The following is an 18,364-nucleotide window of genomic DNA, read 5'->3' on the forward strand; positions in this document are numbered from 1 at the left end:
ATGCGTATCGCCAACATCGACAACCGTGCAGCCCTTGTCATCGGAGAAGAGGGTTCCGAGCGAGGCGTCGACATCGCCCACGCCTCCCACGGCCGGTTCGAACCCGAACTGCCCGGCGTCTACCAGGCGTGGGCCGACATCACCGGATGGGCGGCCCAACAGGATCTTTCCGCCTTCGCCGACGAGAGCTTCCCGATCGACCGGTCCCTCCTCCGGGCACCGTCGCCGGCTCCCCGGCAGGTGTTCGCCGTCGGCCTGAACTACCACGCGCACGCCGCCGAATCCGGATTCGAATCCCCCACCCACCTGCCGCCGGTGTTCACCAAGTACGCCTCCAGCTTCACCGGCCCCGACACCGACGTCGTGATTCCCGCCGGCGGCAACGTCGACTGGGAGATCGAACTCGTCGCCGTCATCGGCCGCGAAACCAGCGGAATCGACGAGGCCGACGCCTGGTCCCACGTCGCCGGCCTGACCGCCGGCCAGGACATCTCCGAACGGATCACCCAGACCCGCGGTCCCGCACCGCAATTCGGCCTCGGCAAGTCCTACGCCGGGTTCTCCCCACAAGGCCCCTGGCTGGTCACCCCGGACGAGTTCACCAATCCCGACGACCTCGAACTCGGCTGCACCATCGACGGCGAACAAGTGCAGAAAGGCCGCACCCGGGACCTGATCTTCCCCGTCCCGACGCTGATCGCCGCCCTCTCCCGCACCGTCACCCTCTACCCGGGAGACGTGATCTTCACCGGCACCCCCGCCGGCGTCGGTGTCGGCCGCAACCCGCAGCGGTTCCTGCAGGCCGGCGAGAAACTCGACAGCTGGATCGACGGCATCGGTCAGCTGCACCAGCGGTTCGTCGCCCACCCCGACGCGAAGTAGAGGACGCGATCATGCCACTGCACGGACTGGGCAAGATCACCCTCGGCGTCCCCAACGTCGACGACACCATCGCCTACTACACCGATTTCGGTCTCGGGCACCGCGGGGGCGGGGTGTTCGCCACCCGCAACGGCGGCGACCAACTCGAGATCGTCCACGCGCCCACGCGTCGACTGGTCGAGTTGACGGTCGCCGCCGACGACCCCGACGACATCGCCGCGATCACGGGGCGGCTGAGCGGGCTCGGTGTGGCGATCGACCGGAACGGCACGTCCGTCGGTGCCGTCGAACCGGTCACCGGCACCCGGGTGCGGGTCGCAATCCGGCCCCGGATCGTGATCGAGCCCGCGGTGTTGCCGACGCCGTACAACGGTCCGGGCCGGATCGACCGCTGGGGCCGGGCCCCGTTCCTGACCCGCGCCGAGCCGGTGCGTCCCCGCAAGCTCGGGCACGCGGTGATCGGGTCCACCGACCTCGAGACGACGATGAAGTTCTTCACCGACGGTCTCGGATTCAAGGTCAGCGACTACATGGGCGACAAGGCGGCGTTCCTGCGCTGCTCGGTCGAGCATCACAACGTGCTCGTCATGTCCGCACCGGTGAACTTCATGCATCACTCCAGTTGGCAGGTCGACGACATCGACGAGGTCGGGCGCGGCGCCCACGCGATGCTCGACGGCAACCCCGAACGCCACATCTGGGGTCTCGGCCGGCACTATGCCGGCGCGAACTTCTTCTGGTACCTCAAGGACCCGGCCGGGAACTTCTCGGAGTACTACTCCGACATGGACACCGTCCCCGAAGACGAACTCTGGAGCCCGGAAGTGCTGCACGGACTCCATGGCCTCTACGCCTGGGGGCCGCCGCCGCCCCCGTCGTTCCTCGAACCGGACGACCTCGCCGCCCTCATGACCGGGGCACACTGCAGCACGGGGTGACGAGCGGTCTCGGAATTCGGTGCCCTCAGATCAGTTCGACGACGGTCCCCAGGTCGTGCACGTGCTCGGTGTCCGACGGCCCGGGGGCCGGCGCGATGTCGCCGCGTGCCGTGTGTGCCATCGATCGTGCCTCGCCCGCGGCGAAGGCAACCGGTACAGCCACGACGACGGACAGGAGGGCAGCTCCCGCGTCGAACGCCAAGCGCGCGACACCGAAAGCACAGTTCGCCGATTCTCGGATCGTCATCGTCCGCCTTCCTTCATCCCAGTCCACAGGACGTAGCGGACCACTCCTTTTGACTTAACAATTACCCGTTCGACGTTACGAGGGGCCTGCACTACTCGCGAGTACCAAACCGACCAGATCGAATGATTTCGTCGCCGGCCGTCGAATCCGGCGACGGAGGCAGCGAAAGACAGGCACGTCTCCAGGTAATTCGGCCGGTGCACCCAGACCGCGCGAGGGCCACTCTGTAAGCAGCGACACCACACCGAGTGCACTGGAGTAACGACGGCATGGACCCACACACCGGGAACCACGGATATCAGCTGGTTCACACCTTCCGCCCGCCTCCGGTGCGGCCAGGGCGCCAGGCACTGCACGCCGCCGCATCCAGAATCGGAATCCCGTGCACCCTCGGCGCCGGTGACCACCGCGCCTTCGACAGCTCCGGTCTCGTCCAATGGGCCTACAAGCAGGCCGGCATACCGGTTCCGCGCACCACCTACGAGCAACTCCGACACGGGACCGCCGTGGACGCGAGCGACCTGCAGCCCGGTGACGTCGTCCTCTTCTACGGGGGCGGCCACGCGGGGATCTACGCAGGAAACGATATGGTTGTCCACGCACCCGCTCCGGGACGCCCGGTCACGCGAGTAGCCATGAGCTCCATGTCATTTCACGCAGCGCGCCGGTACTGACGGCCGAGCAGACCCCAGCCGACCCCGACAGCGCGACCGGAGGCGCCGACCACCCGCGGAACCGTGGCTCAGTGAGCGGCGTTGTACGCTTCCTCGATCTCGGCAGGAATACGTCCACGCGTGGACAACTCGTACCCCTGCGACGTCGCCCATTCCCGAATTTCCTTCGCCTGGCTACGCCCCTGCGACGGTGCCACTGCAGGAGTCGGCCGACGCTTCCTTCCACCGACCCGAGTTGCATGTTCGATGTAGTAGTCGAGAGTCTTGTGGAATTCTTTGGCGTTCTTGACCTTCAGATCGATCTCGTAGTCGACGCCGTCGACAGAGAACGGAATGGTCTCCCCCTTACCGTTCTTGATCGGAGTTCCGTCGATGTCGTCGATGCGTTCGACAACAACTTTGCGCGCCACAGTTCCACTCCTTCATCGTCGATAACCCGGGGAACACTACGTCGAAGTATTGTTCACCTGCCAATCCCCGACGGAGTTTTCGAACTGCAAACCCCGGGTCCGCCTGATTGGAGCACCCCGCTGTCGGGGTATTCGTCGGACATGACACCGAAGGACGCATCCGGACCGAAGACCACGACCACCGACAGCGGCGCCCCGGGCGCGGACAAGGATGTGATGTCCGATCCGGCCGAGGACGACAAGAGTTCGGGCGCCGACTGGAGCGGCGAAGGTGGCGCGACCCCTGAGGGGCCCGCCACCGACACCGACACCGAGGACTAGGTCACCAGGGGATCTGCCCGAGGACCACACCGATCACCAGCATCGACAGCGACACCAGTGCGGCGCGCCACAGCACCTTCTTGTGATGGTCGGCCAGCGGGACACCCGCCAGGGTCACGAGCAGGAGGATGGCCGGGACGAGGGGGCTCTGCATGTGGAACGTCTGGCCGGTGATGGATGCGCGGGCCATCTCGACCGGCTCGATGCCGTACGTGGCCGCCGTCTCGGCGAGCACGGGCATGATGCCGAAGTAGAAGGCGTCGTTGCTCATGAAGAACGTGAACGGCAGGCTCAGGATGCCCGTGATGACGGCCAGGTGCGGTCCGAGCGACGCCGGGATGATCTCGAGCAGCCACTGCGCCATGGCCTCGACCATTCCGGTGCCCTGGAACACGCCGGTGAGCACGGCCGCGGCGAACACCATCGCGACCACGGAGACGATGCTCGACGAGTGGCGGGTGATCGCTTCCTGCTGTTCCTTGACCCGCGGGAAGTTCACCGTCAGCGCGATCGATGCGGCCACCATGAACAGGACCGGGATCGGCAGCACGTCCATCACGAGCACGACGAGGAGCGCCACGGTCACGAGCGCGTTGAACCACAGCAGCTTCGGCCGCAGCGTTGGCCGCTCGGGATCGAGACCGTCGACGAAGCCCTGGCCGTCGTCCGATCCGGCGTCGCCGGAGCCGCCCCCGGTTCGGGGTGTGTCACCGTTGCCCCCGGATCCGGTCGCGGACCGGCGGAGGCCGGAGCCTGCGGAGACGAGGAGGCGTTCGTCGGTGAGTTCGAGCGTGCCGATGCGGCGGCGTTCGCTGTAGCCCAGCTGCACGGCGAACAGCAGCACGACGAGCAGTCCGACCACCAGCGACGGGATCATCGGGACGAACACGTCCGACGGCGAGATTCCCAGCGCGGCGGCGGCCCGGACCGTCGGCCCACCCCAGGGGACGATGTTCATCGCGCCGTTCGCCAGGCCGGCGACCACCGTGAGGACCACGGGGCTGACCTTCAGCTTCATGTACAGCGGCAGCAGTGCGGACGTCACGATGATGAATGTCGTGGATCCGTCACCGTCCAGCGACACCACCATCGCGAGCACCGCGGTGCCGACGACGAGCCGCATGGGGTCGTTGCGGACGAGCCGGAGGATGAGTTTCACCAGCGGGTCGAACAGGCCGACGTCGATCATGATTCCGAAGAAGATGATCGCGAAGAACAGCAACGCGGCTGTCGGTGCCAGCGCCTTGATCCCGTCGGTGATCATGTCGCCGACGCCGAGGCCCGCCCCGGCCGCGATCCCGAAGGCGACCGGGACCGCGATCAACCCGACCACGGGAGTGGCCCGTTTGGACATGATCAAGAACATGAACACGGCCACCATCAGAAAGCCGAGTGCTACCAGCATTGCCACTCCTCGTCCGAACTCGCGTCGTGGTGTGATCGCGATAACCGCCAGTGTCGGGGGGAGGGACGCTCACAGTCACTGTTGCGTACTTAGAGAAGGTTGTGTTCTTTGTGGTGGCAACTACGGGCGACCCCGGAGATGGTCGCGCAGAGTCTCTGTCTCATACTCCGCGCGGAACAGCCCCCGCTTCTGCAGGACGGGGATCACCTCGTCGACGAAGTCGGCGAGGCCATTCGGGTAGAGCGGCGGCATCAGGTTGAAGCCGTCGGCCCCGCCGCTGCGGAACCACACCTCGATCTCGTCGGCGATCGATTCCGGGGTTCCGATCATGGTGCAGTGTCCGCCGCCTGCCGCCAGCGTGCCCAGCAGCGACCGCACGGTGGGACGGTCCTTCTCGATGATGCGGAGGATCGTGTCGTACCGGCCCTGCGGCCCGGTGAACTCCGACAGCGGCGGCAGCGCGGGAACGGGTGCGTCCAAGTCCCAGGCACTGCAGTCCTGCTGGACGAACATCGACAACTGCGCCAGCGACTGTTCGACGGGCAGGAGCGCGTCGAGTTCCGCCTTCTTCCGCCGGGCCTCCCCGCTGGTCGAGCCGACATAGGTCACGAGACCGGGCATCACGACCACCGCGTCGGCGTCGCGGCCGGCCGTGCGGATGCGCCGCTTCACGTCGGTGTAGTAGCTCTGTGCGGCCGAGAGGTCGTAGGCGACGGCGTAGATGCCCTCGGCGCACCGGGCGGCCAGGTCGCGGCCCTGATCGGACGCGCCCGCCTGGAACAGCACGGGACGACCCTGCGGTGAGTGCGGCACGTTCAGCGGACCGTCCACGAGGAAGTGCTTTCCCCGATGCTCGACCGGCTTCACCTTGGCCGGGTCCGCGAAGATGCCCTCCCGGTCGAGCACGAGCGCATCGGGCTCCCACGAATCCCACAGAGCGAGTGCCACATCGACGAATTCCGCGGCGCGCGAATAGCGCTCGTCGTGGGGAGGCATCTCCTCGAGTCCGTGATTGCGCGCCTCCGCGTCGAACATGGACGTCACCACGTTCCAGCCGACGCGGCCGCCGCTGATGTGGTCGAGCGACGCCAGCATCCGGGCGGCGTGGAACGGTGTGTAGAACGTGGTGGACACCGTCGTCACCAGTCCGACCCGCTCCGTCGCCCGCGCCATCGCGGACAGCGCGGTGAGCGGTTCGAGGAACCACATGCCTCCGGACGCGGGGTCGCGCACCGAATGCCCGTCCGCGAAGAACACCGCATCGAGGCAGCCCCGCTCCGCGGTCTGCGCCAACTCCTCGTAGTAGGTGATGTCGCAGAGTCGCTCGACCTGGGACGACGGGTGCCGCCACGCGGCGCCGTGGTGCCCGCAGCTGTAGAGGAACGCGTTGAAGTGCAGTTGCCGGGCGTCGCTCATGTCAGTCCTTGACCAGTCCGCCGTCGACGACGAGGTTCTGGCCGGTCACCGCACGCGACCACGGGGACGCGAAGAACAGCACCGCGTCGGCGAACTCGTCGGGGGTGGTGACCCGCTGCAGCGGGGTGCTCGCCGCGATGAGGTCGAACACCTCGTCGGGAGTGGCAGCGCTCGCGTCGGTGGTGCGGAGCAGCCCGCCCGAGACCATGTTGACGGTGATGCCGTCGGGACCGAGGTCGGAGGCGAGCGTGCGGGTCAGCGACAGCGCCGCCGCCTTGGCTGCCGTGTAGTCGTGGTACGGGACGACCGGGTTCTGGAACAGGTTGGTGCCGATGTTCACGATCCGGCCGAACCCGAGCGAACGCATGCCCGGCAGCGCGGCCTGCGTCGTGTGCAGTGTCGCCTTCACGCTGCCACGCAGCTGCGCGTCGAAGGCATCCCACGTGATGACGTCCGCCTTGTCGCGGGCGTCGCCGTTGAAGGAGAAGTCGGCGAGCGCGTTGTTGATCACCGTGGTCACCGGGGAGCCGAAGTGCTCCTCCGCCGCGGAGAACAGCGCCGCCACCTGTCCGGCATCGGTGACGTCGCCCCGGAGCGCGACCGCACGGTCCGCGCCCAGGGAGGCCGCGAGTTCCTCGGCCGCCTCCCGGCTGCTCCGGTAGTTCACGATCACCCGCGCGTCCTGCGCCGCGAACGACCGCACGATGGCGGCGCCGAGGCCCCGTCCACCGCCGGTCACCAGGACGATCTGCTTGTCGAGCTGCATGCTGTCACCTTCCGTTCGGTCGGCGACGAGATATCGGATGAGCGCATACGGCCGTCTCCGCGACATCCCTTCGCCGGCATTACCCAGTTCAGGTTCGACGGGTGTGTTCTCAGCCGTCCGGCTCGTCGCCGGGCAGCACCCCGTGTCACTGGCCAACAGTGTAAGCGCAATCACCGTTTTTGATTCTTGGTTGTGCACAACCTAGTTGTGTGCAACTATTCGGTGGTGACCGACAACCTCGCCCTCGACCGCCAGGTGTGCTTCGCGCTGTACTCGGCTTCCCGGGCGATGACGGCGAGATACCGGTCGATGCTCGACTCGCTGGGAGTGACCTACCCGCAGTACCTCGTGCTGCTGGTTCTCTGGGAACAGGACGGTCGCGGAGTACGTGAGATCTGCGACGCCCTCGACCTCGACACCGGCACGCTGTCGCCACTGCTCAAGCGGCTCGAAACCCTGGGCCTGGTCGAACGCAGGCGCTCGTCCGCCGACGAGCGCCGCGTCGGGATCCACCTCACCGAGAAGGGTGCGGGCCTCCGCGCCGCCGCGGAGGCCATCCCCGCGGAACTCGCCCAGTCGACGGGAATGGACATCGACGAACTCGTCGCCCTCCGAAACACCCTGTCGCGGCTCACCGAATCGCTCCACAGCGTCAACACCCCTACAGGAGAGAAGTAACCATGAAGATCGTCTACACAGCCGAAGCCCTCGCCACCGGAGAAGGACGCAACGGCCACGCCCGCACATCCGACGGCCGGCTCGACCTGAACCTCGCGATCCCCACGGAGATGGGTGGGTCCGGCGACGGCACCAACCCCGAGCAGCTGTTCGCCGCCGGATACGCGGCATGCTTCCACTCCGCACTCCAGCTGGTCGGCCGTCAGGCAAAGGCGAACGTCGCCGACTCGGCCGTCGGCGCCCGCGTCGGCATCGGCCCGACGGACGGCGGCGGATTCGGTCTCGCCGTCACCCTCGAGGTCTCCCTCCCCCACCTGCCCCGCGCCGAGGCGCTCGAACTGACCGAGAAGGCACACCAGGTGTGCCCCTACTCCAACGCCACCCGCGGCAACATCGACGTCACCCTCGAGGTCACCGAAGACTGAGAAATCCTGACGGGCGTCGGGTCACCCGAACTTGAACTCGACGCCCGTCAGGTCCTCCGACAGGGACCACAGCGCCCGCGCGGTGTGCTCGTCCCGCGACTTCTTGTTGGAGCCCACCACTTTCGGGTGGCCACGCTGCTCGAACAGGCCGTCCGGCCCGATGTAGCTGCCGCCGATCACGTCGGGAGCGGTGGCCGCGTACAGCATCGGCAGCGCCCCCATGTCCGCCGACTGCGCGAAGATCCGGTTGCCGACGGCCATCAGCTTGTCCTGCACCGACTCGGTGTGGGCCTGCAGATTGGTCGACGCGTAACCGGGGTGCGCGGCCACGGCTTTGACGGGTGACCCCGCCGCGGACAGCCTGCGCTGCAATTCGTATGTGAACAGCAGATTCGCGAGTTTCGACTGCCCGTACGCGCTCCACCGGTTGTACTTGCGGCGTTCCCAATTGAGGTCGTCGAGGTGAATCGTTCCCGCCTGATGTGCGGCACTCGACATCGTGGCGACCCGATCGGTGATCTTGTCGAGCAGCAGGCCGGTCAACGCGAAGTGCCCGAGATGATTTGTGCCGATCTGCATTTCGAATCCATCGGCGGTCTTGCGCTGCGGAACCGCCATCACGCCGGCGTTGTTCACGAGCACGTCGACGGAATCGACGCCGGCCGCGAACTCGCGCACCGAGGCGAGGTCGGACAGATCGAGGCGGCGCACCTCGGCGTTGTCACCGATCGACCGTGCGACGACCTCTCCCTTGTGGGTATTGCGGCAAGCCAGTACGACGTGCGCCCCCGCCTTGCCCAGAGCCCGCGCGGCCACCTCCCCCAGACCGCTGTTGGCGCCCGTCACGACGAACGTGCGGCCGCTCTGATCGACGATGTCCGAAGCTGTCCACTTGGTCATGACGTCAACCCTACGGATCTCGGGACGTGTCGTGAACCCGTCACCACGCCTGCGCTCCGACCAGCGGAAGATTCAGAAAACTCGGCCGATCCGGGGACAACGCGACGTGCTGCGGCTTCAGTTGACTGTCGGCCAGTATCGGTCCGAGCGGCAGATACCGGGGGACGCTGCCGGCGTACACGTCGACGCGCAGCCGGTGCCCCGGTTCGAGGACCGCGTCGGTGGGAACGAAGTTGATGTCCACCGGCGTCACTTCACCCGGAACCAGCGGCTGACGGGCCTCCACCGTCAGATAGTGGTGCGGTTCGGTGTAGTCACCGTTCGCCGACCTGGTGCTCTTCGAATCGTCCACGGCCCGCATGGAAGCGGTGAGAGCGCCGTTGGTGAGCGGAGTCGACGTTCCGTCCGGTGCGACGTCGTTCAGCGTCACCGCCCAGAATCCGTCCGGGGCGTCCAGCACGGTTTCGAGGTGCAGATTGACCGGGCCCGACAGCTCGGTCGGCTGAGCGACGGGCGCACTGGTGAACGTCAGGCCCTCGGCCTCGTTGAACCGGGAGTCCTTGCTGCACACCGACCCGAAGACGACGGCAGCGCCTGCGGTGCCCTGTGCACCGTCGCGGGAACAGAGCCCGCGAAGTCCGGGTGCGACGGTGAGCTGTGCCGCGTCGCCGGGTTTCGCCGACACCAGGCTGCCGTCGTGGGCGGCGTGCCCGGCGGTGCCGCTGGGGGCGCCCGACAGGTACATCCGCTGGTAGTCGACACCGGCCCGCGGGAACTGATCGGTGGTGGTCCAGCCGTTGCCCTGCTGATACAGCGTGACCGGGCCGTACTCGTCGATGCCGTTGTCGATGCCCTTCAGCCACTTGTCGAACCAGGCGCGTTCGAGGACGTCGAGTCGCGGTGGCGCACCCTGCTCACCGAAGCCGCCGCCGAACGAGATGTGGTAGGCGTCGCTCATGATCAGCTGCTTCTCACCGGCAGGCAGCGGGATGTCGTTGTAGACGCGCGGCTCGCTGTTCGCGAAGATGTCGTGCCACGCGCCGTAGAGCATCGTCGGCACCTGAATGTTCGCGGCCTGCGCCTTCCGCTCCTCGTAGAACTCGCCGTCCTGCGCCACCCGCAGCGTGCCGGGGTCGAGACCGTTGATGTCCGGCGCGGTCATGGCCTCGATGAGTGCGGGGAACAGCGTCAGCGGATCCCGCAACCGATCCTGCAGCCACTGCTGATCGAAGCGGCCCTGCGCGAGAGCCTGGACGTCGGGAACGAACTTGAGACCGTTGACCAGCGACAGCCACAGCGGCATGAAGCCCACGCCGAGACCGCCGCCCGTTCCGACGATGTCGCGGAGCAGATCGTTGCCCGGTTCGGTCGGGAAGATCGCCTTCAGCGCCGGCGGCTGATGCCCCGCGGCCTGCAACGAATTGATCCCCGAGTAGGACACCCCCGCCATGCCGACCTTGCCGTCCGACCATCCCTGCTTGCTCATCCAGTCGATGATCTCGACGGAGTCCTGCTGCTCGAGCGGACCGAGCGCCTGCCATTCACCCTGCGAGAAGCCGGTGCCCCGCGCATCGACCACCACCTGGGTGTATCCGTTCCGGACGAGGTCGCGGTTGATGCCGAACACGCGCATTCCGCCGCCGGTGAGCACCTTCGCCGCTTCACCGACGCCGTCGAACGGGGTTCCGGCGAGGTCGAAGGAGTTCACCAGGTCGACGACGGTGTCCTCGAGCCCGGGCGCCGCGAACACGGAATCGACGAGATTGCCGACCAGCTTCGTGTACGGCGTGACATTGAGGACCGACGGCATCTTGGTGTCGATCGGTGTGCCGGAGGCGTCCGCGGGGCGATAGACGTTGGCCTTCAGCACCGTTCCGTCACTCATGGTGATCGGGACGTCCCAGTCGATCGCGATCACCGGGTACTCGGGCGGCGCGTCGACCGCGGCGTTCCACGCCGCCCCGGCCGCCCCGCCCGTCGGATCCGCCGACGCCGTCACCGTGGGCACCACCGCGAGCCCCACCCCCACCGCCAGAGCGACTGCCACCGCACCCGGTCGAAACGCCCATCGACGCACGATCACTACGAACCCCCGTGAAATCCTCCGATGACGCGCCTCAGCGACCAGTCAGGGTGGTCCGCGTCACAAACTTACCGGATAGTAACCATGAGTCCCCTCGCGGTCAACGGCGGATTTCCGCAGCCTGTCGACTACCGTGACGGGGTGCCCGACGCCCCACTTCCCGTCCGTGACGGCCTCAACCCGACGCGGCTGAGGATGCCGGACGACGGCTCGTGGCCCACCGTGCTCGAGTACCTCGTCGCACGTTTTCCGCACGACGAGACCCGCCTTCGCGAGAAGGTGGCCACTTCGGAAGTCGTCGACGAGCGCGGGCAGCCGATCACCGAGGCCACCCCGTTCGCACCCCGCAGATTCGTGTACCTGTACCGGGATCCGCCGGTCGAGAAGCGGGTGCCGTTCGAGATCGAGATCCTCCACCGCGACGAGGACCTCCTCGTCGTGGACAAACCCCACTTCCTGGCCAGCACCCCGCGCGGCGCGTACATCGCCGAGTCGGCGCTGGTCCGGTTGCGCCGAGACCTCGACCTCCCGGAACTGACACCCGCGCACCGGCTCGACCGGTTGACCGCCGGGGTGCTGATCTTCACGGTGCGTCGGGAGGTCCGGCGCGACTACCAGTCGCTGTTCGATCAGCGCCGGGTGGTCAAGGAGTACGAGGCGGTCGCCCGTCACGACCCCGACCTTCCGCTCCCCGTCACCGTCCGCAGTCGAATCGTCAAGGAGCGGGGCGTCCTGAAGGCCTACGAGGTGGACGGTCCCGCCAACAGCGAGAGCCGCATCGAACTCCTCGAGGTCCACGGCGACGCGGCCCGGTACCGACTGCTGCCGCACACCGGCAAGACGCACCAGTTGCGGTTGCACATGAGTTCGCTCGGCATCCCGATCCACGGCGACAACTTCTATCCCGACTTCTACGACGTTGCCGCCGACGACTATTCGACGCCGCTTCGGCTGCTGGCCCGGTCCGTCGAGTTCGTCGACCCCTATTCCGGCGTCACGCGACGCTTCGCGAGTGTCCGGAGCCTCGACTGGCCGAGCTGACCTCGCATTCTTTCCCTCCACCCGGGCAGGCGGAAAGATGGTGACATGAGTACCGCGACGTCCGTCTCCGAAGTGGAACGCAAGTACGAAGCGTCATCCGATCAGCAACTCCCGGCACTCTCGGGACTTCCGGGTGTCGATGGTGAACCGCGACGCGACACCGTCCAGCTGTCCGCCCTGTATTACGACACCGGCGAACTCCTGCTACTCCGCGCCGGAATCACCCTCCGCCGCCGGGAAGGCGGCGACGATGCCGGCTGGCACCTGAAGATCCCGGCAGGCGCGGATGAGCGGACCGAGCTGCAGCTGGCACCGGACGCCGAGCACCCCGAGACGGAGGTGCCCCGGGAATTCACGGAACTGCTCACGGCCGTCACCCGCGGCGCCGCACTGAACCCGGTCGCGCTCATCAGCACCGACCGCGAGCGGCAGCGGCTCGTGGACGCGGCGGGAACGACGCTCGCCGAGGTCGTCTCGGACGTCGTGATCGCTGCCGTCCCCGAGACGGGGACCGGATCCGAGGAGCGGGTGTGGCGCGAGATCGAGGTCGAACTCGCGGCCGGCGACCGAAACCTGTTCGACGCCATCGACTCCCGGCTGACTGATGCTGGAATCACCCGGTCGGACGCGCCGTCGAAGCTGCGGCGGGCGCTCGGCGACGCGGTGACCGGCACCCCGCGCCCCGCGCGCAGAAAGAAGGGCTCCGCTCCGCGGACGCTGCTGCTGGAGTATCTGGCGGCGCAGAAGGATTCTCTCGTGGCGGCCGACCTCGGCGTGCGGCGCGACCTCGAGGAGTCCGTCCACGACCTCCGGGTCTCGGCCCGGCGCATTCGGAGTGTCCTCCAGGTGTACGGGCCCAGCCTGCGCGATCAGGAAACCGTCGACGAGTTGATCGTCGAACTCCGCTGGGTCGGTCAGGCCCTCAGCTCGGCGCGGGACACCGAGGTGCAGTGGAGCCGGCTCGTCGATCGGCTGGGCGGCGCCGAGGAAGTACCCGACCGCGAGGTCGTGCGGGCGCGCCTCGACGAATACTTCTCGGGGCGTGCCGCGACGGCCCGGCCCGCGGCACTTGCCGCCCTGAACTCCCAGCGCTACCTCGACCTGCTCGCCGGGCTCGACACGTTCCTCGCCGCCGTCGAGGCGTCCGGGGGCTCGAGCCCGTCGAAGAAGTCCGTCGCGAAGTCCCTGCGCGCGTTGTCGAAGTCCGTCCACCGGCGCGTGCGGAAGGCGGCGGCCGCGACCACCCGGGCCGAGCGCGACGAGCTGACGCACCGAGCGCGCAAGCGCGCCAAACGAATGCGCTACGCAATCGAGTCGACGCGGTCGCTGGCGCCGAAGGCCTCCGACCGCGCGCAGACGAGGTTCAAGGGATTTCAGGACGTACTCGGCGAGTACCAGGACGCGGTCGTCGCACGGGACCACATCCTCGCGATGGTCGCGGAGGATCAGCACTCCGCCGAGTCGAGCCTGGGCCTCGGAATGCTGCTGCAGCGTGAGCTCGATCGCGGTGACGCACTGGCAGTCGAAGTGAAACCGGAGTGGAAGAGCGCGAAGAAGGTGGCCCGAAAAGTCTGGAAGTAGGGCACAGTCGGGGAGTACCCAACAGCGTGAGCGAAGGGAGCCAGACGTGAGCACACCCGCCAGTCATTCCGTCGTCGTCGGCCTGGACGGATCCGACGCCTCCACCGCCGCCGCCCTGTGGGGCGCCGCAGTCGCGTCGAAGTGGGGTGCCACGCTGTCGCTCGTGCACGCGCTGCCGCAGGACGGCCCGTTGTACAGTCCCGCCGCGATCATGCTGGAATCGCAGTTCCTCAGTCAGCTGCGCGAGGACGGCGAGGCCATCATCGGGACGGCGAAGAGGCTGCTGGGACCGAAATTCCCGGGTCTCGACATCGAGACGACCATCAGTCCCGGTCCGGCGGGCACCGCACTGCTCGAGGCCGCCGACTGGGCCCGGTTGATCGTGCTCGGATCCACGGGAACGGGAGCGATCCGTTCTGTGCTGCTCGGCTCGACCGCGCTGCACGTGGCCAACCGCGCACCCTGCCCGGTGATCGTTCTGCGGGGTGAGGTCACCACACCGGACCAGCGCCCGGTGGTGGTCGGGGTCGACGGAAGCGACCTCAGCCGCGACGCGGTGGCCCACGCGTTCGAGTTCGCGTCGTTTTTCGACGCGCCGCTGAGCGCCGTCCACACGTGGCAGGGCTCCCCGACACTCGGCGCGGGCGGCACCGGCATGCTCGTCGACTGGGACGCCGTCAAGCAGGAAGAGGAGGCACTGCTCTCCGAGGGCCTCGCGGGTGAGTCGGAACGATACCCGGACGTGTCGGTGACCAGGGTGGCCGAGCAGGGCGCCGCAGCCGACGTCATCCTGCGGCATGCGGGGGACGCCCAGCTGATCGTCGTCGGCAGCCACGGCCGAGGACCGTTGCTCGGCGCGCTGATGGGCTCCACGAGCCAGAATCTGCTCCACCACGCGACGTGTCCGGTCATGATCTGCCGGAGCGAGTGACGGTCGTCCGGCTAGACGATGCTCGTCCCCACCAGCTGGCCGATTCCGTACGTGACGATCATCGCGAGTGCCCCGCCCAGCACGACACGGAGCACTGCGCGGGTGCGCTGTGCGCCGCCGAGAGCGGCGCTGACGGTGCCCGTGAGGGCCAGCGCGACCAGCACCGCGACGAATGCCACCGGAATGCGCAGGTGCACGGGCGGTAGGAGGATCGCCAGCAGCGGGACGAGCGCGCCGAGTGTGAAGGACAGCGCCGAGGATCCCGCGGCCTGCCAGGGGTTGGTCAGGTCGTCCGGGTCGATGCCCAATTCCACGTCCACGTGGGCGGCGAACGCATCGTGATCGGTGAGTTCGCGCGCGACCGTCCGGGCGGTCTCGTCGCTCAGCCCCTTGGCCTCGTACATCGCGACGAGTTCCTCGAACTCGGCACCGGGGGTTTCGGCGAGTTCGCGGCGTTCCTTCGACAACAGCGCGCGTTCGGTGTCGCGCTGGGTGCTCACCGAGACGTATTCGCCCAGGGCCATCGACACCGCCCCGGCTGCGAGACCCGCGAATCCGGCAGTGAAGATCGCCGACCGCTCGGTGGTGGCCGCGGCCACCCCGACCACCAAGCCTGCGGTCGACACGATGCCGTCATTGGCACCGAGAACACCGGCCCGCAACCAGTTGAGGCGGCTCGCCAGACTGGGTGCGTGCGGCTCGTCGGGATGCCGCGAGGGCTCGGCCCGCTCGGCGTTCGCTGCTGACATGCGTTCAGGCTAAGGCGAAAAGACCTGGTGGGATAGCCAGGCTAGGCTGCGCTCGGCCGCGGTGGGTCGTTCCCCGCACACCGAAACCAAGCAGTTGCTAGGTTAGGGGCGCTCGTTCCTCACACGCTTGGAGTTCCTCATGGCGACACCCGCCACCAGCACCCCCCGACGTCGCTGCGCCGCACTGGTGACGGGCGGCACCGGCGGCATCGGCTCCGCCATCGCACGTCAACTCGCGACCCTCGGCCACGACGTGGCCATCACCTACCGATCCAATGCCGATGTCGCCTCGGACCTCGTCGGCGAACTGGAAGGCCGGGGCGTCGCCGCGCAGGCGTTCTCCGCCGACCTCACCGACCAGTCCCGCGTCGCGAGTGTCGTGAAGCAGACCGTCGAACACTTCGGCAGCCTCGGCGTCCTCGTTCACGCCGCGGGACCGCACATTCCGATGATCCACCTGTCCGACGTCGCTCCCCGGGACTACGCCGAGCACCTCGAACAGGAGGCCGTCGCCTTCTTCACCGTCGTCAAGGCCGCCCTGCCCGCACTCAGGGAGGCGTCCGGTTCCGTCGTCGCGGTCACGACCGCGGCCACCAGCCGGTTCCCGGTGCGCGACGGACTGTCGCCGGGAACCAAGGGCGCGATCGAACAGCTGGTCAAGGGATTCGCCGCCGAGGAGGGCCGCTACGGCGTCCGCTTCAACTCGGTGGGCCCGGGCATGCTCACCGACGGCATGGCCGAGCGGCTGATCAACTCCGAAGAACTCGACCAGCGCGCACTCGACGCCGCCATGAGCCGGATACCGCTACGCCGGTTCGGCACCGCCGCCGACATCGCCGAGGCGGTCTGTTTCCTCGCGAGCGACCGGGCCGGGTTCGTCACCGGGCAGAAGCTCGACGTCGACGGCGGATACACGGTGTGATCAGCGGCCATGTGTAATGGACGGGTATGACTGACGCCGACGACACCCGCCCGACGCCCCGCAGGCGTCGTGTCGAATGGGTGATCGGCGGCCTGCTCGTCGTCGTGCTCGCGGTGGAGATCATCCTCATCTGGCCGGACCTCTCGGAGAGCGTCCAGAACCTCGGCGACCTCGAATGGGGATGGGTGGCCGCGGCGGTCGTGGCGTCGCTCGCGTCGATGTCGAGTTTCGCCCGGGTCCAGCGCTGCCTGCTGGGGGTCGCGGACGTGCACGTCAGACAGCGGCAGTCCCTCGCGGTGACGTTCGCCTCCAATTCGATGAGCGTGACGCTGCCGGGCGGCCCGGTTCTGGCGACGACGTTCACGTACCGGCAGACGCGCCTCTGGGGTGCCTCACCGGTGGTCGCGACGTGGCAACTGGTGATGGCCGGCGTCCTCCAGGCGATCGGGCTGGCGCTCGTCGGACTGGCGGGCGCGCTGCTCGTCGGGGCCAAGACCAACCCGTTCTCGCTGATCTTCACGTTCGGCGGCCTGTGCGCCTTCCTCGTCGTGGCTCAGTACGCCGCATCACGGCCCGACGCCCTCGAAGGTGTCGGCATCACCGCGCTGCGCGGATTCAACGCGCTTCGAAAGAAGCCACCGCTGACCGGTGTTCGCCAGTGGAAGCACATCGTGAACCAGATGAGCGCCGTCCGGATGGATCGCCGCGACACGGCCCGCGCGTTCGGGTGGTCGCTGTTCAACTGGATCGCCGACGCCTCGTGCCTCGCCTTCGCGTGCTACGCGGTCGGCGCCCATCCCGGGTTCGCCGGACTCGCCGTCGCGTACGCGGCGGGCAACGCCGCGGGTTCGGCCATCCCGCTCCTGCCCGCCGGGCTCGGTGTGATGGACGCCGTGCTCGTCCCCGCTCTGACCGCCAGCGGAATGACCGGCGCCGAGGCGGTGTCCGCGATCGTCGTCTACCGGCTGGTCAGCTTCCTGCTCATGGCCGCCATCGGCTGGATCGTCTTCGCGGCACGCTTCCGGGGTGCGCAACAGCAGGGCGACGAGGGCCCGGACCTCGAACCGCTGTGGCGTCGCGGCACGTGAATACGTCCCGCTGAGAGAGAAACCCGGGCCGGGACGGCCGACGACGGTTCTACGGTCGAGCCGTGACGGAACCGGAAACACGTGAAAAGCAGGTAGTCGTCGTCACCGGCGCGGCCTCGGGAATCGGTGCGGGGATAGCCCGGCACGCGCACGCCCGCGGTATGGCCGTGATCCTCGCCGACATCGACACGACCGCACTGGACCGTCTGGCCGCGGACCTGGGCGGAGCCGCCCTCACGTGCGCGACCGACGTCGCGGACTCCGGGTCCGTCCACGCCCTGGCCGATCTCGCGTACGACTCCTTCGGCCGGGTGGACCTGCTCTTCAACAACGCGGGAATCATGCGCGCCGGATTCCTCTGGCAACTCGGCGAATCCGACTGGGACGCCGCCCTCGGTGTCAACGTCACGGGTGTCGTCAACGGGATCCGGGCGTTCGTTCCGCGCATGATCGACCAGGGCGGCGGACGCGTCGTCAACACGGCGTCGGTCGGCGGATTCGCGCCCGGGCCGATGATGTCGCCGTACAGCGCATCGAAGTTCGCGGTCGTCGCGATCACCGAGTGCCTGCAGATGGAGCTGAGCATGGTGGGCGCGCCGGTGTCCGCGAGCGTGCTCGCGCCGGGGCCCGTCATCACGTCCGTCTTCGACAACCCGTTCGGGGCGGTCTCCCATCCGGCCGTCGACCGGATGGTCGCGCAGATGCGCGAACTGCTCGGCAGCGACGGTCTCGACGCCGACACGTTCGCCGAGTTGGTCTTCGCAGGCATCGACCGGGGCGACTTCTGGATCGCACCGCAGGGCGAGCACCTCGACGCCATGGTGCGCCAGCACACCGCCACCATCCTCGAGCGGCGAGAACCGGTGATCCGGCAGTCGTTTCGCTGAGCGGGGCACGTCGAGATCGT

20 protein-coding genes and 1 riboswitch are annotated in these 18,364 nt (G+C 68.0%); of the genes, 12 read left to right on the forward strand and 8 right to left on the reverse strand.

Annotation, left to right across the window (positions count from 1 at the left end):
* Both WKC72_RS36015 and WKC72_RS36020 read left to right on the forward strand, forming a co-directional pair.
* The gene (locus WKC72_RS36015) at window positions 1-882 is read left to right on the forward strand and encodes a fumarylacetoacetate hydrolase family protein (RefSeq protein ID WP_112301196.1); all 882 of its coding nucleotides are present in this window, start codon (window positions 1-3) and stop codon (window positions 880-882) included.
* A gap of 11 nt (window positions 883-893) precedes the next feature.
* Window positions 894-1,820 carry a VOC family protein gene (locus WKC72_RS36020; RefSeq protein WP_370181163.1) on the forward strand — a complete coding sequence of 309 codons (927 nt, stop codon included), beginning with the start codon at window positions 894-896 and terminating at the stop codon, window positions 1,818-1,820.
* A 25-nt stretch (window positions 1,821-1,845) separates the two neighbouring features.
* Here WKC72_RS36020 and WKC72_RS36025 read toward each other — a convergent pair whose 3' ends face one another.
* Window positions 1,846-2,067 carry a hypothetical protein gene (locus tag WKC72_RS36025; RefSeq protein ID WP_037230478.1) on the reverse strand — a complete coding sequence of 74 codons (222 nt, stop codon included), beginning with the start codon at window positions 2,065-2,067 and terminating at the stop codon, window positions 1,846-1,848.
* A 269-nt stretch (window positions 2,068-2,336) separates the two neighbouring features.
* On the opposite strand from WKC72_RS36025, the gene WKC72_RS36030 reads away from it, so the two are divergent.
* Window positions 2,337-2,741 carry a C40 family peptidase gene (locus WKC72_RS36030; protein WP_370181164.1) on the forward strand — a complete coding sequence of 135 codons (405 nt, stop codon included), beginning with the start codon at window positions 2,337-2,339 and terminating at the stop codon, window positions 2,739-2,741.
* A 68-nt stretch (window positions 2,742-2,809) separates the two neighbouring features.
* Here the strand turns inward: WKC72_RS36030 and WKC72_RS36035 are convergent, their stop codons facing one another.
* Window positions 2,810-3,151, reverse strand: coding sequence for an Lsr2 family protein (locus tag WKC72_RS36035; RefSeq protein WP_037230482.1), 342 nt, complete (start codon window positions 3,149-3,151; stop codon window positions 2,810-2,812).
* Window positions 3,152-3,292: 141 nt separating this feature from the next.
* Here WKC72_RS36035 and WKC72_RS36040 point away from each other — a divergent pair, with 141 nt between their 5' ends.
* Window positions 3,293-3,472, forward strand: a complete 180-nt coding sequence (locus tag WKC72_RS36040) for a hypothetical protein (protein ID WP_005244285.1) — start codon at window positions 3,293-3,295, stop codon at window positions 3,470-3,472.
* Between the two features lies 1 nt (window position 3,473).
* Here the strand turns inward: WKC72_RS36040 and WKC72_RS36045 are convergent, their stop codons facing one another.
* The 3 genes from WKC72_RS36045 to WKC72_RS36055 form a co-directional block, all read right to left on the reverse strand.
* Entirely contained in the window at window positions 3,474-4,877 is a 1,404-nt protein-coding gene (locus WKC72_RS36045; protein WP_370181165.1) for a CitMHS family transporter, read from the reverse strand.
* A gap of 120 nt (window positions 4,878-4,997) precedes the next feature.
* On the reverse strand, window positions 4,998-6,293 hold the full coding sequence (locus WKC72_RS36050; protein WP_370181166.1) for an LLM class flavin-dependent oxidoreductase: 1,296 nt from the start codon (window positions 6,291-6,293) through the stop codon (window positions 4,998-5,000).
* A gap of 1 nt (window position 6,294) precedes the next feature.
* Window positions 6,295-7,059, reverse strand: a complete 765-nt coding sequence (locus tag WKC72_RS36055) for a 3-oxoacyl-ACP reductase (RefSeq protein WP_112301353.1) — start codon at window positions 7,057-7,059, stop codon at window positions 6,295-6,297.
* A gap of 48 nt (window positions 7,060-7,107) precedes the next feature.
* Window positions 7,108-7,212, reverse strand: a riboswitch (TPP riboswitch).
* A gap of 72 nt (window positions 7,213-7,284) precedes the next feature.
* Between WKC72_RS36055 and WKC72_RS36060 the strand changes: the two genes are divergently transcribed.
* Together WKC72_RS36060 and WKC72_RS36065 are read left to right on the forward strand one after the other, a co-directional pair.
* Window positions 7,285-7,737: a MarR family winged helix-turn-helix transcriptional regulator gene (locus WKC72_RS36060; protein ID WP_037230710.1), complete on the forward strand. Its 453-nt coding sequence runs from the start codon at window positions 7,285-7,287 to the stop codon at window positions 7,735-7,737.
* A gap of 2 nt (window positions 7,738-7,739) precedes the next feature.
* Window positions 7,740-8,162: an organic hydroperoxide resistance protein gene (locus WKC72_RS36065; protein WP_009477955.1), complete on the forward strand. Its 423-nt coding sequence runs from the start codon at window positions 7,740-7,742 to the stop codon at window positions 8,160-8,162.
* Window positions 8,163-8,183: 21 nt separating this feature from the next.
* Here the strand turns inward: WKC72_RS36065 and WKC72_RS36070 are convergent, their stop codons facing one another.
* Window positions 8,184-9,062: an oxidoreductase gene (locus WKC72_RS36070; RefSeq protein WP_370181168.1), complete on the reverse strand. Its 879-nt coding sequence runs from the start codon at window positions 9,060-9,062 to the stop codon at window positions 8,184-8,186.
* Window positions 9,063-9,102: 40 nt separating this feature from the next.
* Complete coding sequence (locus WKC72_RS36075) at window positions 9,103-11,145, reverse strand: CocE/NonD family hydrolase (protein WP_370181169.1); 2,043 nt, start codon at window positions 11,143-11,145, stop codon at window positions 9,103-9,105.
* Window positions 11,146-11,229: 84 nt separating this feature from the next.
* Between WKC72_RS36075 and WKC72_RS36080 the strand changes: the two genes are divergently transcribed.
* From WKC72_RS36080 to WKC72_RS36090, 3 genes are read left to right on the forward strand one after another with little or no spacing between them, the layout of a single operon-like run.
* Window positions 11,230-12,186 (forward strand): pseudouridine synthase, encoded by a 957-nt coding sequence (locus WKC72_RS36080; protein WP_081792317.1) that lies wholly within the window; start codon window positions 11,230-11,232, stop codon window positions 12,184-12,186.
* Window positions 12,187-12,231: 45 nt separating this feature from the next.
* The gene (locus tag WKC72_RS36085) at window positions 12,232-13,767 is read left to right on the forward strand and encodes a CHAD domain-containing protein (protein ID WP_370181170.1); all 1,536 of its coding nucleotides are present in this window, start codon (window positions 12,232-12,234) and stop codon (window positions 13,765-13,767) included.
* Window positions 13,768-13,813: 46 nt separating this feature from the next.
* Window positions 13,814-14,698 carry a universal stress protein gene (locus tag WKC72_RS36090; RefSeq protein WP_370181171.1) on the forward strand — a complete coding sequence of 295 codons (885 nt, stop codon included), beginning with the start codon at window positions 13,814-13,816 and terminating at the stop codon, window positions 14,696-14,698.
* A gap of 11 nt (window positions 14,699-14,709) precedes the next feature.
* On the opposite strand, the gene WKC72_RS36095 is transcribed toward WKC72_RS36090, so the two are convergent.
* Window positions 14,710-15,447, reverse strand: coding sequence for a VIT family protein (locus WKC72_RS36095; protein ID WP_037230500.1), 738 nt, complete (start codon window positions 15,445-15,447; stop codon window positions 14,710-14,712).
* Window positions 15,448-15,586: 139 nt separating this feature from the next.
* On the opposite strand from WKC72_RS36095, the gene WKC72_RS36100 reads away from it, so the two are divergent.
* The 3 genes from WKC72_RS36100 to WKC72_RS36110 all read left to right on the forward strand — a co-directional run bounded on the left by WKC72_RS36100 (window position 15,587) and on the right by WKC72_RS36110 (window position 18,344).
* Window positions 15,587-16,369, forward strand: a complete 783-nt coding sequence (locus tag WKC72_RS36100; protein ID WP_370181172.1) for an SDR family NAD(P)-dependent oxidoreductase — start codon at window positions 15,587-15,589, stop codon at window positions 16,367-16,369.
* 26 nt (window positions 16,370-16,395) lie between these two features.
* Window positions 16,396-17,457, forward strand: coding sequence for a YbhN family protein (locus tag WKC72_RS36105; protein WP_037230505.1), 1,062 nt, complete (start codon window positions 16,396-16,398; stop codon window positions 17,455-17,457).
* A gap of 62 nt (window positions 17,458-17,519) precedes the next feature.
* A complete protein-coding gene (locus WKC72_RS36110) occupies window positions 17,520-18,344 on the forward strand; it encodes an SDR family NAD(P)-dependent oxidoreductase (RefSeq protein ID WP_037230507.1) in 825 nt (274 codons plus the stop codon).
* Window positions 18,345-18,364: the final 20 nt, after the last annotated feature.

Origin of the sequence: Rhodococcus wratislaviensis (assembly GCF_041228765.1) — a bacterium.
In the GTDB taxonomy this organism is placed as follows: domain Bacteria; phylum Actinomycetota; class Actinomycetes; order Mycobacteriales; family Mycobacteriaceae; genus Rhodococcus_F; species Rhodococcus_F wratislaviensis.